The 15,007-nt window shown below is 57.4% G+C and carries 9 protein-coding genes; 1 reads left to right on the top strand and 8 read right to left on the bottom strand.

Annotation, left to right across the window (positions count from 1 at the left end):
* Nucleotides 1–20 precede the first annotated feature (20 nt).
* The 7 genes from QP995_RS05595 to QP995_RS05625 all read right to left on the bottom strand — a co-directional run bounded on the left by QP995_RS05595 (nt 21) and on the right by QP995_RS05625 (nt 11,845).
* A complete protein-coding gene (locus QP995_RS05595) occupies nt 21–2,252 on the bottom strand; it encodes a 3-hydroxyacyl-CoA dehydrogenase NAD-binding domain-containing protein (RefSeq protein WP_049193177.1) in 2,232 nt (743 codons plus the stop codon).
* 74 nt (nt 2,253–2,326) lie between these two features.
* Entirely contained in the window at nt 2,327–3,562 is a 1,236-nt protein-coding gene (locus QP995_RS05600; RefSeq protein WP_048760224.1) for an acetyl-CoA C-acetyltransferase, read from the bottom strand.
* 283 nt (nt 3,563–3,845) lie between these two features.
* Entirely contained in the window at nt 3,846–7,055 is a 3,210-nt protein-coding gene (locus tag QP995_RS05605; protein ID WP_284853006.1) for a type I restriction endonuclease subunit R, read from the bottom strand.
* Nucleotides 7,052–8,239 (bottom strand): restriction endonuclease subunit S, encoded by a 1,188-nt coding sequence (locus tag QP995_RS05610; RefSeq protein ID WP_070767105.1) that lies wholly within the window; start codon nt 8,237–8,239, stop codon nt 7,052–7,054. Before QP995_RS05610 ends, QP995_RS05605 begins: the two co-directional genes overlap by 4 nt.
* Nucleotides 8,236–9,285 (bottom strand): virulence RhuM family protein, encoded by a 1,050-nt coding sequence (locus QP995_RS05615; protein WP_049193183.1) that lies wholly within the window; start codon nt 9,283–9,285, stop codon nt 8,236–8,238. The genes QP995_RS05610 and QP995_RS05615 overlap by 4 nt, the downstream gene beginning before the upstream one ends.
* Entirely contained in the window at nt 9,278–10,855 is a 1,578-nt protein-coding gene (locus QP995_RS05620) for a type I restriction-modification system subunit M (RefSeq protein ID WP_049191026.1), read from the bottom strand. The genes QP995_RS05615 and QP995_RS05620 overlap by 8 nt, the downstream gene beginning before the upstream one ends.
* Before the next feature lie 99 nt (nt 10,856–10,954).
* Nucleotides 10,955–11,845, bottom strand: coding sequence for a class I SAM-dependent methyltransferase (locus QP995_RS05625; protein ID WP_284853007.1), 891 nt, complete (start codon nt 11,843–11,845; stop codon nt 10,955–10,957).
* Between the two features lie 93 nt (nt 11,846–11,938).
* On the opposite strand from QP995_RS05625, the gene QP995_RS05630 reads away from it, so the two are divergent.
* On the top strand, nt 11,939–13,117 hold the full coding sequence (locus QP995_RS05630) for a glycosyltransferase family 4 protein (protein WP_284853008.1): 1,179 nt from the start codon (nt 11,939–11,941) through the stop codon (nt 13,115–13,117).
* On the opposite strand, the gene QP995_RS05635 is transcribed toward QP995_RS05630, so the two are convergent.
* A complete protein-coding gene (locus QP995_RS05635; RefSeq protein WP_070595690.1) occupies nt 13,097–14,929 on the bottom strand; it encodes an MmpA family trehalose lipid delivery protein in 1,833 nt (610 codons plus the stop codon). The genes QP995_RS05630 and QP995_RS05635 overlap by 21 nt on opposite strands.
* Nucleotides 14,930–15,007 lie beyond the last annotated feature (78 nt).

Below are 15,007 nucleotides of genomic sequence, written 5' to 3' on the forward strand. Positions count from 1 at the left end.
GGGGTGCGCTCGGGGTAGCCTTACTTCTTCAGGGACTCCGGAGCGTTGAAGCGCTCACCGTGCTTAGCGGCCAGCTCTTCGGCGCGCTCGACGAAGCCCGCGACGCCGCGGCGCTCCGGGTGAGCTGCGGCCGGGTCGACAACAGTGGCGCCGTCGTAGTTCTTAATGAACTGGCGAGTACCACCGGTCCAGGCCGGGTAGCCGATACCGAAGATGGAGCCGATGTTGCCGTCGGCGTCGTGAAGCAGAACGCCCTCGTCGACGCACTTCTGAGTCTCGATGGCCTCGATGAAGAGCATGCGGTCAACCAGCTCCTGCAGGTCGGTGTCCTCCGGAGCGATCGGGGTGATGTTCAGCTCTTCGCGGAGCTCGTTGAACAGGCCCGGCCAGAGACCGGAGCGCTTGCCGTCGACGTACTCGTAAAAGCCCTTGCCCTCGAGCTTGCCCGGGCGCTCGAACTTGTGCAGCATGGCCTCGACCAGAGCCGGTACGCCGCCCTCGTCCAGGGTCTGGCCTGCAGCCTCGGCGGCAGCGCGGGTCTCGCCAGCGATCTTCTCCATGAGTTTGAGGTTCAGCTCGTCGGCAAGCTGGAGCTGCGGTGCCGGGTAACCAGCCTGGCGACCAGCGGCCTCGATGATGGCCGGGTCGTAGCCCTCAGCGACCATGCGCAGGGCCTCGTTGATGACGGTGCCGATGACGCGGGAGGTGTAGAAACCGCGGGAGTCGGTGACAACAATCGGGATCTTGCGGATTGCAACAGCGAAGTCCAGCGAAGCGGCGAGGATTGCCGGGTCGGTGTTGTCGCCGGAGATGATCTCAATCAGCTGCATCTTGTCCACCGGGGAGAAGAAGTGCAGGCCGATGAAGTCCTTCTCACGCTTGACGTGGGAAGCCAGCTCGGTAATCGGCAGGGTGGAGGTGTTGGAGCCCAGGATGCAGGTCTCCGGAACTGCGGCCTCGATCTCGGCGTGAACCTTGTGCTTGAGGTCGGTGTTCTCGAAGACGGCCTCAATGACCAGGTCGACGTCGGCCAGGTCGTCGTAGGACTCGGTCGGCTTGATGCGGTTCAGCAGTGCTGCGGACTTCTCCTCAGTGGTGCGACCGCGCTTGAGAGCCTTCGCCTCCAGGCCCTCGGAGTAGGACTTGCCGCGCTCGGCGTTCTCCAGGGAAATGTCCTTCAGGACAACTTCCATGCCAGCCTTTGCACACACGTAGGCGATACCTGCGCCCATCATGCCGGCGCCAACAACGGCCACCTTCTTAAACTCACGCTTCGGGTACGGGGTGCCGTCAGCCTGCAGCGGACGGGAGCCGCCGCCCTGAGCGTGGTTGAGGTCGAAGAAGAACGCCTGCATCATGTTCTTCGACTGGGTACCGGTGACCAGTTCGGTGAAGTAGCGGGACTCGATACGCAGTGCGGTGTCGATGTCGACCTGAGAGCCCTCGATGGCAGCCTGCATCGCAAGGCGCGGAGCCTTCATCGGGGAGCCCTTGAGCTGCTTGGTCAGGTTTGCCGGGAAGGACGGCAGGTTCATTGCGAACTTAGGAGTCTTCGGGTCACCGCCTGGGATCTTGAAGCCCTTCTCATCCCACGGCTGTGCGGCCTTGGCGTCTTCGCTGGTCAGCCATGCGCGGGCGGTGTCGATGAGCTGCTCCGGAGCAACAACCTCGTCAACGAGGCCAGCTGCGAGGGCCTTGCCCGGGTTCATCTGAGCGCCGGTCAGAATGACCTTCATCAGCGCGTCCTGAATGCCCAGCATGCGCACGACGCGGGAAACGCCGCCGCCACCCGGCAGCAGGCCGAGGGTGACCTCTGGCAGGCCAATCTTGGAACCGCGGACATCGGCAGCAACGCGGTGGTTAGCAGCCAGCGCGACCTCGAGGCCGCCGCCCAGTGCTGCGCCATTGATGGCAGCAACAATCGGCACCGGGAGCTTCTCCAGGCGACGCAGGGAGGCCTTCATGTCCTCGACCATGCCGAACATGTCAGCTGCATCGTCTTCAGTGGCCTTGGACATCTGCTTGATGTCGCCGCCTGCGAAGAAGGTCTTCTTCGCAGAGGTGATGATGATGCCCTTGATGGAGGTCTCAGAGCCGTCGCCAATTTCGTTTTCCAGGCGCTCCACGGTGGCGCAGATGTCGTCCTGGAAGGTCTTGTTCATGGTGTTGACCGGCGCATTCGGGTCATCCATGGTGAGGGTGACGATTCCGGCGTCGTCCTGATCCCACCGGAACATGTTATCTGTGCTCATAAATCAGTCAGTCCTTTGTGGTTATCGCGGTGTGACCGCGGTAATTGTCGCTGTGAGTTTCGTTCCGGTTTGCTTTAGACGCGCTCGATGATGGTTGCAACACCCATGCCGCCAGCCACGCAGAGCGAGATGAGAGCGTAGCGGCCACCGGTGCGGTGCAGCTCGTCGATTGCGGCGCCGGTGATCATGGCACCGGTTGCACCCAGCGGGTGACCCATGGCCATTGCGCCACCGTTGATGTTGAGCTTGTCGTAGTCGATGCCCAGGTTCTGCTGAGCGTGCTTGACGACGGCGGCAAACGCCTCGTTGATTTCCCAGACGTCGATATCGTCGACGGTCAGGTTGGCCTTGGCCAGTGCCTCGCGGACAGCCGGCTCGATACCGGTCAGCATGATGGTCGGCTCGACACCATTGACGGCGGTGGCGACAACGCGTGCGCGTGGGGTCAGACCCATGTCTGCGCCGGCCTTCTCAGAGCCAACCAGAGTCAGTGCAGCGCCATCGACGATGCCGGAGGAGTTACCTGCATGGTGGACGTGGTTAATGCGCTCAAGCTGCGGGTACTTCTTCAGTGCAACTGCGTCGAAGCCGCCCTGCTCACCCATCATGGTGAAGGCTGCGCGCAGACCGGAGAGGGACTCTGCGGAGACGCCTTCGCGGATGGTCTCATCACGATCGAGGATGGTCAGGCCGTTAGCGTCCTTGACTGGGACGACGGAGCGGTCAAAGCGGCCCTCAGACCAAGCCTTTGCGGCACGAGCGTGGGAGAGTGCTGCCATCTCGTCGAGGGACTCACGGTCAAAGCCGTCGAGCGATGCAATCAGGTCAGCGGAAATACCCTGCGGGACGAAGTCGGTCGCAAACGAGACCTGTGCGTCCATCGCCATTGCACCGCCGTCGGACATCATTGGCACGCGGGACATGGACTCGACGCCACCGGCGAGGACGAGCTCGTCCATGCCGGAGCGGACTTTCTGAGCAGCCAAGTTGATGGCGGAGAGGCCCGAAGCGCAGAAGCGGTTGATCTGGACACCGCCGGTGCGGTACGGCAGACCTGCGGTGAGTGCTGCGGTCCGGGCAATGTCCGCACCCTGGTCGCCGACCGGGCTGACGCAGCCAACGATGAGGTCGCTGATGCGCTCTTCGTCCAGGTCAGGGAAACGATTGCGGATTTCGTCGATGAGGCCGACGAGAAGCGATACCGGGCGTACCTCGTGGAGGGAGCCGTCCTTCTTGCCCTTGCCGCGCGGGGTGCGAATTGCCTCGTAAATGAAGGCTTCGCCGCCCGGCTGAATGGTGGCGGAAGTCATGTGTTTTTACCTCACAGATTCGTCGTAAAGTGTCGTGCGTCACTCTATAACGAATGCCGGATTGGCGGGGGTGATTTGAGGGGTGCTGGGGAGGAAGTTGACTCGCTGTAGTCTCCCACCTGCGGTTATGGGAGAAACCGGGGGTAATTACATAAGTAGTTTGGGGCGTGGAGTCGCGGAAGTGAGGCGGTAACGGTCTGCTATGTGAAGGCCTAACCGTTACGCCCGCCCAGCTGCCACTCCGTCAGCCCCTCCAGCCCCCGCAAACGTCCGCCCGCAACCATCATGCCGCCTCTCCATCATCCTCGGCGAACCCCAAGTTCTGATAGCGTTCGACAAAGGCCTGGATGCGCTGCAGCACCCGCGTCTTGACCTTTTCACGCTCATTACCTGGGGTAAACCGCGACATTGGTGGAAGAACTCGAACAATTCCGGTGCCAAGCGTGCTGACAATGCCGGTGGTCAGCGCCTCTTCAATGAAAGATTGCGCAGTGGGCATCCGCAGTCTTTCTTCCGTGATGATCGCATTGAGTTCTTCCGTGCGTTTGGTCCTGATGAACTCCTCCCACTGCTCATCAACGGGCTGTGTCAGGCTCACGGTGCTGACGAACTCTTCAATCAGGTCGCGCTTGTTCCGCAGCGATGGGCTGGAGTTTGCAGCACGAGAAATCTGGGCACGAATTTCTTCTCTCTCGTCGCTGCCGTGGGTTTCACGGTATTGCTCGACGAGCATGAGAATGTAGTCGACATTGATCTCGACCTGCTTGATTAGCTCCATCTCGAAGACGACATCGTCATTGATGGACTCCCGGTCCCCGTCGCTTTCAGTACGGAATTCCGCAAAAAGGTCGAGGTAGATACTGCGGTAATCCTGCTCCTGGCGCGGCGTCAACAGCGCGTCATCAGCGAATTGGTCGAAGGAAGTCAGGATGTTTTGGACACGCAGAATCGCGCCGAAGAGCTTGATGAACTCCTTCTTCGCCTTCTCGCCAACAATGACCTTATCCAGCGGGTATTCCTGGAGCAGTCGCTTCACTAGCTTGGCATATTCGGCAAAGTACTCAGCGTAGGGCTTAAGCAGTACCACGCTTTGCGCCTTGGTATCGCCGAAGAGCCGCAGCGCCTGATTTGTGGCGTCTTCGAGGTCTCGGAAGCAGACAATGTTGCCGTACGTCTTGACGGAATTGAGGATTCGGTTGGTACGCGAGAATGCCTGAATCAACCCGTGGTATTTCAGGTTCTTGTCCACGAACAGCGTGTTCAAGGTAGTGGCGTCGAATCCGGTGAGGAACATGTTGACCACGATGGTCATATCGACTTCCCTGTTCTTCATTCGCAGGGAGAGGTCTTTGTAGTAGTTCTGGAATTTCTCGGCCGAGGTGTCGTAGTTGGTCTTGAAATACCCGTTGTAGTCGGCAATCGCCGCTTCCAGGTAATCGCGCGCAACCTTGGGTAACTGCTCGGGCTCCATGCCCTCTTCAAGGAGCAGGCCTGTCTCGTCGGCCACAGCAGTAGCTGCCGGATCGCTCTTCGTTTCGCTTGACGACGGAAGCGTCGGTGACTCATCCTTTTCGGCCTCATTTGGCGCGAATGAGTAAATCATGGCAATCTTCAGGCGCTCTGCTTCTGGCAGTGACGCTTGCGCTTCTTTGAAGAGGTTGTAGTAGGTGTAGGCAGCATCGACAGAAGCGGTGGCGAAGATAGCGTTGAAGCCACGAACTCGTTGCTCTTTCTTGATTTCCTTGATTCGACCGCGGTGTCGGGCCTTTGCTGAGGCGGATACGTTTTCGACAACACGGTGTTCGTAGAAGGATTCCCGCTTCGTCTTCTGGGCGAAGTGCTCGAGCGTGTAGGCAACGACGTTTTTCAAGCGTGGCTCCGCCAGGAGTGCGCCTTCGGTGTCGATGCCTGTGACTTCCTTGTCCTTAACGTTGCCAACCGAGATGGTGTTGACGTAGTCAATCCGGAAGGGCAGGACATTCTTATCAGTGATGGCGTCAACGATGGTGTAGGCGTGGAGTCGTTTGCCGAACGCCTGCTCGGTGGTTTTGAGGTTGGCCTTGGTGCCGCTGGTGGAGTTGTCGGCGAAGATGGGCGTTCCGGTGAAACCGAAGAGGTTGTATTTCTTGAACGCCTTCGTGATGGCAGTGTGCATGTCACCGAATTGGGAGCGGTGGCATTCGTCGAAGATGATGACCACGTGCTTGCTGTAGACATCGTGGTGTTTGTTGCCTGCGATGAAGTTCGACAGCTTCTGAATTGTGGTGATGATGATGGCCGCATCGTCGTCTTCCAGCTGCTTCTTCAGCACGGCGGTCGAGGTGTTGGAGTTCGCAGCACCCTTTTGGAAGCGGTCGTATTCACGCATGGTCTGGTAGTCGAGGTCCTTGCGGTCGACGACAAAAAGGACCTTATCTACATGCGAAAGTTTGCTAGCCAGCTGTGCTGCCTTGAATGAGGTGAGGGTTTTCCCCGAACCGGTCGTGTGCCAGATGTAGCCGCCGGCCTCCGTGGTGCCAAGGCGTTCACGATAGTTATTGGAAATCTCAATTCGTTGCAGAATCTTCTCAGCAGCGACAATCTGGTACGGGCGCATCACCAGTAGTTCTTCCGCGGCGGTGAAGACGCAGAACTTAGTCAGAATATTGAGAAGCGAGTGCTTGGACAGGAATGTCTTAGTGAAGCCAACAAGATCCCGGATGGGTTGGTTGTTTGCGTCAGCCCACCACGATGTGAATTCAAAGCTCTTAGCACCGCGTGCTGGGCGGCCTTTTCCTCCCGTTTCCTTGATGTGCAGTTCACGGGTGGTGTTGGAGTAGTACTTGGTCAGCGTGCCGTTACTGATGACAAACAGCTGCACATAATCGAACAAACCGTCGCCAGACCAGAAAGAGTCACGCTGGTAGCGCCTGATCTGGTTAAAGGCTTCACGCAGCTCTACGCCACGACGCTTGAGTTCGATATGCACCATGGGAAGGCCATTGACCAGGATGGTGACGTCGTAACGATTGGAGTGTTTCGCACCGCTTTCGCCCTTTTCCACCTCGTACTGGTTAATGACCTGCAGCCGGTTGTTATGGATATTTGCTTTATCCAGCAGTCGGATGTTTTTGCTTGTGCCGTCGTCACGCGTAAGAACCTGAATGTGGTCTTCGTGGATGCGACGGGTCTTTTCCTTGATTCCGTCGTTGGCGCTGGTGATGCAGGTGCGATAGAACCGTTCCCATTCCGCGTCGCTGAAGGTGACGTGGTTGAGGGTTTCTAGTTGGCGGCGAAGGTTGGCAACGAGATCTGCTTCGCTGTGGATAGGCAGGTAGTCGTAGGCCTGCGACTGGAGGATGTCGATGAGTTCTTGCTCCAGTTGCGCCTCAGTTTGGTAGTCCTCCGAGGTGCGCTCCTCGGCCTGGTACTCCGCGACGACGGTACTCTCCTCACCGACAGCAATCGGGTCGTACTTGGTTACTCGTCGCTTGCCGACGCCGTCCTGGTTCATGCTGCCAATTCCTTAAAAGTCAGTAGTTGATCCCGGTAGTACTCGTACTGCTTCCGGCGAGCTTCAATCTCGGCAGGCAGGCCGGAGGTGAGGTCGTTCACGAGTGCATCGAACTTGTCGAGAATATTCACGATGCGCTGCTGTTCTTCGAGGAGAGGAAAAGATATTTCGGTTCTTAGGAGACGGTTGTTATATAAACGGCGAATTGTACCTCCGTCTGTTTTCCAATCAATAGTCTTATACCAATGTTTTAAGTAAGAATTAAGCACTAAGGATTCATTGTTATCAATCCATACAATATTTGAATCCTGATAGTATGCGTCCTCTCCTAAGTATTCAACAGTTCTTCCGATGGTTCCAGAAGCGGAAATTAAAATTGATCCAGGTTTTGGGAAAGGGTGTTTGCTTTTATATTCTTCGAATATTTCCCGAGAAATGAAGGAGTCTGGAGTTGTTCCAAAAGTGCCGATTTTGTAAAAAGGGATATCGCCATTCGGGGTAGTTTGAGACTTGAGTATGCGTTTGCACATGCATACATTGCCGATTTCTCTCAATGTTACTCGCCGGACTCCTCTCTCTCTCTCGGTAAACGTCAGCAGTTGGTCACGATAAAACTCATACTGCTTTCTCCTCGCTTCCAGCTCCGCTTCCAGCTCCGCTTCCAGCGATTGGAAGGTGTCGAGGATTCTTACAATTTCTTGTTGAACTCGAAAGGGTGGTTGTGGCACTCGGTAATCAAGAATCTTTTTCTTGTTTCCACGTGGCATTTTTCCGCCTGTGGCATGAGAATTATTAAAGTTAAAAAACTTGTCACTGGAGAGTACGTAAAAGAGGAATTCTGGCATTAGGGATTTAGAAGAGCTGTCCGAAATTCTTATTGCAAGCACATCGCCACTGCAACCTCCACTATTGCTGGATAGCCAGATCTTCTTTAAGTATGGCCTAATATTTCCGAGTAGAATGTCGCCAATTTTGTAAGCCGTAACTTTACTAGTGTTCGGGCCTCTAGTTGTCTTTATTTTTCCTCGTTTGTTTTGAAGTAGGTTTTCGACGCCCACGAAGTTATCGGCAGTAAGTACCGAAGCATCAACCTTTTCTTTCACATAGTGGGCTACCTCGCCCAGCGGCTTGTACTCCACACCATTCGGGCAGAGTTCCTCGATGAGCTTTTCGATCTGGTTCACTTCTGCTCCTTCGGTGGTTGCTGAATCTGTTTCTGAACTGCAGTGATTTCCTTGAGATAATCCCGTTCCACGCCACTGGGTTGGGTATCCATCACAGTTTTGTACTTCTCGTATTCCTCATGGGCCTTCTGTACAGCTTGGCGGTGGGAAACCGTTCCTTCTCCCTCCAAAGACTTGCCACCCATGGCCGCAATCATTGTGGTGAGGTGATCCATCCAGTCCGCCATATACGTTGGCTGGTGCATCTGCGCACGGAATTCTGCCGCATCGAAGTAGGCAGAAACCAAGGTATTCAGGCGTTTTAGTTCGTCCTCGGCAAGGTAGTTTTTGGCAATCTCCACCTCGGCCTTGGTGATGCGCTCGCCCTTCCAATTCGTCAACCCCATGTTTGGCTTTGTGGCATCCGAACGCTCGTAAACCACCTCGGCTGCCGTGTGGCCGTGAGCACCAAAATGAAGCTTATTCTGGACTGTCGCAAAGAACTTCTTACTCACAGCGGCCCGCGGGTCGTAATCCACGCTGGTGGCATACAAGTCTAGAACCTGACGATGAATGACCTTCTCGCTAGAGCGAATGTCACGAATACGCTCCAGCAATTCACGCCAGTACGTTCCGCCTCCGCCCTCTTTCAGCCGCTCATCGTCCATGGCGAAGCCCTTAATCAGGTATTCGCGCAAAACCCCTAGTGCCCACTGTCGGAACTGAGTACCCCGCAAGGACCTCACTCGGTAGCCCACGGAGATAATCACGTCGAGGTTGTAGTGCTCCCGCTCGCGCGAAACTTCCCTTGAACCTTCGAGTTGAACTGTTCGGAATTTCCGAACAGTTGCCTCTGACCTGGGAAGCTCACCTTCCGCAAACACATTCCTAATATGTTCGGAGACGTTCGCCTTTGACGATTGAAACAGCTCCACCATCTGGGCCTGAGTGAGCCACACGGTTTCGTCGACAAGCCGTACCTCAATGCGAGTAGCGCCGTCGTCCGTGCGGAACATCACCAGCTCGCCCGCAGACGCCATGCTCATGTCGCCGTTCGTGTCAGACATCGGTGCGGGTTCCCTCAAGATCTGCCACAATCTCATCGATGGCCTCGCGCAGCTGACGCTGGCGCTCCACGATGCCAACAATCTGCTTATTCAGCTCCACGATGTCAATGACCTCGCGGGTGTCCTCCGGCTCGACATAGGAGGAAACCGCGATGTTGTAGTCGTTTTCTGCAATCTCCTCAGCGGGCACCAGCTTGGTGAAATACTCCACATCCTCGCGGGCAGTGAAGGAATCCAGAATCTTCTTCTGATTCTTCTCATTTAGTCGGTTCTTGTTGCCACTTCGCTCAAACTCTGCGGAGGCATCGATGAAGAGAACCGAATTGTCCTTTTTCGACTTCTTCAACACGATGATGCAGGTCGCGATGGTAGTGCCGAAGAAAAGATCCGGCGGCAACTGGATAACCGTATCCACATAGTTGTTATCCACCAGGTACTTGCGGATTTTCTTCTCCGCGCCGCCACGGTAAAGCACACCGGGGAACTCAACAATTGCGGCAGTGCCGTTCGTCGCAAGCCACGAGAGAATATGCATCGTAAAAGCCAAATCGGCCTTCGATTTCGGGGCCAGGACGCCCGCCGGTGCGTAGCGTGGATCGTTAATCAGCAGAGGATTGTTGTCGCCCTCCCACTTGATGGAGTAGGGCGGGTTGGACACGATTGCCTCAAACGGCTGGTTATCCCAGTGTGCAGGTTCGGTGAGGGTATTGCCCAGCGCAATGTCGAAATTATCGAAGTTCACATCGTGCAGGAACATGTTGATGCGTGCCAAGTTATACGTGGTCAGGTTGATTTCCTGGCCGTAGTAGCCCTCGCGGACACCGCCTTCGCCAAGCACCTTCTTGAATTTCAACAGCAGCGAACCAGAGCCGACAGCTGGGTCGTACACCCTGTTCACGCTCTTCTTTCCCACCACGGTAATCCGGGTCAGCAGCTCAGAGACTTCCTGCGGCGTGTAGTACTCGCCTCCGGACTTGCCTGCCTGAGAGGCGTACATACCCATCAAGTACTCGTAGGCATCACCGAATAGGTCGATGGAGTTGTCATCGGCTTTAACGGTGAGAGGCATATTGCCGATGTGCCTCATCAGATCGTAAATCTTGTTATTGCGTTCGATGACCGAGTTGCCAAGCTTGTTGCTGTCTAGGTTGATGTCGTCGAAAAGCCCTTGAAGATCGCTTTCGCTAGCGGTGCCTTTTGCAGATGCTTCGATATTTTTGAATACCTGCTGCAGTCGTTCATTGAGGTTCTCGCGGTAGTGCTCGTCAGCCGCCTGCTTGCAGACGTTGGTAAACAACTCAGAGGGCACAATGAAGTAGCCCTTTTCCTCGACAATGCTGGCCCGGCCCCACTCGGCATCCTCGTCAGAAAGGGAAGCGTAGTCCGCGTCCTCATTTCCAGCGGCACGTTCGCCGTCATCGATGTACTCGGTGAGCTTCTCCGAGATAAAGCGGTAGAACATCATGCCGAGCACATAAGACTTAAAATCCCAACCATCCACGCTGCCACGCAAGTCGTTGGCGATGTTCCAAATAGTCCTGTGCAGCTGTGCCCGGTCTGCGTCACTCATAGTGAAAATCCCCGCTCAATCAGTAAAAATGCTTGAGCTCCCAGTCTAGTGGCAGACGATACGAAGTCAGGGTAGCACGCTCCGAGAGAAACTGGCCCCCTACCGCTTCCGCAGCACCAGCACCAGGTTCGACACCGCGAACTCGCGCAGCCCCGGTACGTGCACCATCCACCAGGCCCACCACGGGTGGTAACGCGGAAACGCGGCTAGCAGTTCACAGTCGACAGCCTCCGCCGCAGCGCGCGCCCACTTCAACCCTTCACCGCAACCGACCTTGAACAGGGACTCGCCAAAGTAGTTCTTCGGCCGCTTGCCGTGCTTCTTCTCATACATGCGCCGCGCGCGGTCGCCGCCCAGGTAATGTGTCATCCCCATCTCGTGACCACCGAATGGGCCGTACCAAATGGTGTAGGAGTAGACGACCAGCCCGCCCGGCTTGGTCACACGCAGCATTTCCTCGCCCATCGTCCATGGCTCGGGCACATGCTCGGCAACGTTCGATGAGTATGTCAGGTCAAAAGCATCATCGCGAAACGGCAGTTCCAGCCCCGATCCGCGTACCGATGACTCCAGCTTGATACCCGCCGCCGCCATCTCGCCCACATCTGGTTCACAGGTGTAATATTCCACGCCACGCTGGGCAAATGCTCGGCCAAAGTACCCGGGTCCGCCGCCGACATCAAGGATGCGCTTGCCACGCAGTGCGGTATTCGTCGTAACGCTTGACGACGTGCCCCCTGCGCCCGGCGACTCCGCCGTACCGACGGTGCCCGTCGCATCCACCGCGCCCACTGAACCATCCGCGCCAGCCGCGATGCCTTCTAGGAGGCCGATGGTGTCTTCGGCAAGGTGCCCGTAGAAGATATCGGGATCGGTTTGCTCGTATTTGAAGTCGTTGAGCAGCTCAAATGAGCGCGACAGAGTAGCAAAGCTGCGCAGCTCTTTCAGAGCGGGCGGGACGATAAAAGCGGGAAAGCGAAAGCTGGTCACGTCAAACAATCTAATGGACTGGTTGGGTCTGGGAGTATGGATTTGAGCTAAAGCGGCAACGAAAGCCGTGCCGAGCGTTAGGCTCATATTGTTATGAAAATCTTATTGTTGTGTTGGCGCGACACTGGTCATCCCGAAGGTGGAGGTAGTGAGCGCTATTTGGAGCGCGTCGCAGGTTACCTTGCCGACCAAGGCCACACTGTGGTGTTCCGCACGGCCAGCTACCCAGGCGCACCGGCCCTTTCACGTCGTGACGGCGTGACTTTCTCCCGCGCTGGTGGAAACTTCTCCGTCTACGTGCGTTCCTGGACCGCGATGCTGGGGGCTAGATTTGGCGTGGGGCCACTTGCCAAGGCGCTCGGCGGCAAGCCGGATGTCGTGGTCGATACCCAAAACGGTGTCCCCTTTTTCGCGCGGATTTTCTCCGGCGCACCGACGGTGCTCCTGACACATCACTGCCACCGCGAGCAGTGGCCAGTGGCGGGGCCGATTATTAGCAAGCTTGGGTGGTTCATCGAGTCGCGTCTGTCGCCGATGATTCACCGCCGCTGCCGCTACATCACAGTTTCCGAGCCAAGTGCCGCTGAACTGGTAGAACTTGGAGTGTCGCCGGGGCGCATCGCGGTAATCCGCAATGGTGTGGACCCGATTCCGGAGGAGTTGCAGTCGACCGAAATCATGGCGGACCTATCCGAGTGCGACGGTCCAGCACCGCATTTGGTGACGCTGTCGCGATTGGTTCCGCATAAGCAGATTGAGCACGCCATCGATGTGCTTGCAGATCTTGTACAAGATCGTCCAGGTGCGATTCTCGATGTTATTGGCTCGGGGTGGTGGCACGACAACCTCGTGGAATATGCCCGTGACAAGGGCGTTTCGGACCACGTCGTCTTCCACGGGCAGGTCACCGAGGCGGACAAACACCGCATCCTCTCCAAGGCGTGTCTGCACCTGATGCCTTCTCGCAAGGAGGGTTGGGGGCTCGCCGTCATCGAATCAGCGCAGCACGGCGTGCCGACGGTCGGTTATCGCTCCTCGGCGGGCTTGCGCGATTCGGTCAACGACGGCGAAACTGGCCTGCTGGCCAGCGATGAAGCTGACCTGATTGCCAAGACACGACAGATTCTCGATAACGGCGAACTGCATCGCGCAATGTCCAAGGCCTGCGTCGCCCGTGCCGCGGAATTTGGCTGGGACAAGACCGGTGAGGCAGTTCTGAATGTCTTGGAAAACCCAACACTGGATAAGTTGCTACCTGCGGCGGGGCAGTAGCGCTTCCATTACTCCAGTCAGTAGCCCCGCCAGCAGCCCAGCGAGTAGGCAAAGAGTCCAGATTCCAAAGGCTGTCCACGCAGCTGCATAGGCCCCCTGGCTTGGTTGTGTGGCCGGCTCGATAACGCCGGGGACATGGTATAGCTGCAGGTCAGGTGTTTCATAGACGGGGTCTAACGCTGCCACAATGTCAGCGGAGTCGCCGAAGTTGCCGGGCGAATTCTCCACTAGGACCCAGCCAACGCCTTGGTCTCGAAGACTCTGGAGCGCAGACTCAAGCTCCTCGTGTCTCTTCGCACCACCGAGCAGCGTGCGCTCAACGGTTGTGGCTCCCTCGCCAGACACCGACTGCCCAGAGACAATCAGTTCGCCAGAGCTCACCACCGGAGCGGGCAAAATCTTCGTAGCCGGGTCGAGGACAGGACGCCCATTAATAATGCGGTAAGAACCGGCAGGTAGAACCGCAACGCGATCGTCGTCAAGCGCGACCACGCCGGAAACCGCCGACCAGCCCTCCCATGACGGAATGGGGCGAAGTGGAGCGACATCGGCGGGCAGCGTGGGGACAGCGGCGATGATGATGAGCGCGCTGACGCCAGTAGCCAACCACTGGCCGATATTGGCGGTGGCCCCGCGAGCGCGGCGTGCCAGGTATTCCGCACCGCTTGCGGCGAGGATGACATAGGCGGGGACGGCGAGCGCGATCCACTTTTGCGTATCACGAAGCAGGCCCGCGCCCGGGATGTGCTCCAGCGCCCAACCCATCATCAAAATGCCCGGCGTTGTTGCGGCGAGAGCGACGAGCATGATGGCCGTGGCGCCAGTGATAATCAGCCCCCGCCAGCGCTCTTGCGAATGCCAGGCACGACGGAATCCCAGACCCATAAGCACCAGGAGTGCCAGCACCATAATCGCCGAAAAACCAACCTCGCGCGTCAGTGGCACAGCCTGCTTATTCCAGATGCCACCCAATCCCAACAGGCTGCCGAGCGTGCCGACGTGTGCCTCTGCTCTGGCCGCAAATGCGGCAGCGCCAGCCGCATCAGAGGACCCAGCTGCACTCGGGTTCAGCAAAGATGCCACTAGCCACGGTGAACTGACCGCTACTGTTGTGGCCACAATCCAAGCGCGGTCGCGGTTATTGCGAGCGGTAACAATGCCGGTGATACCAGCCAAAAGGGCACCGGTCGGCGTGAGACCCGCAGCGGCAATTGCGCTGGTGCGCCACAAGGCACTACCCATCTGCGTTGCCAGAACAACTGCCGGAAGCAGCAATACGGCGATGACCAGTGACCACTGTCCCTGGAGCAAACGCTCGACCACAAACGGGTTCCAGAGCAGCATCGTCGGTGCAATCAGCTGGCTGGCCAAGCTCGGAGTCATGGGTACAAGGCCCGCACCGGATGCGCTACTGGTGCCCGAGCCGTGGCGAGTGAACCTGCGGGCGAGCTCAGCAGCTGCAAGACCACCAATCAAACAGGCGCCCACCATGCCGAAGCGCACCCAATGGCTGGCATCCACAAAGTAGCCCAGTGCCCACAGTGCGGTGTCCTGCGGAACAGCTCGTGCCGCAGCGGGGCCGAGTCCCAGGGCCGCGTCGGTAAGCGGTGGGTGATTGGGGATGACCATGTCGCGCAGCAGGAACATCGGTGCCCCAAAGCGACCATCAGCCGGGGCCTTGTGAGGCACAAAGAGCGGCCAGCACACGGCAGCGGTCAGCAGGAGAATCCACGACAACACAAAAACCCAGGCGACTCGCTCCGAATGAGAGCGAGCCGACTGGGTCAGAGTAGTGCGGAAACGTTGTGTCACGTGCCCTATATTAAATTATTTTTCGCTTTCCTCAGTGATACTTAGGGTAAGCGAGAGCCTGAGGCACCGTAGTTTGGC

It is taken from the genome of Corynebacterium sp. MSK032 (assembly GCF_030232065.1).
Taxonomy (GTDB): Bacteria; Actinomycetota; Actinomycetes; order Mycobacteriales; family Mycobacteriaceae; genus Corynebacterium; species Corynebacterium jeikeium_D.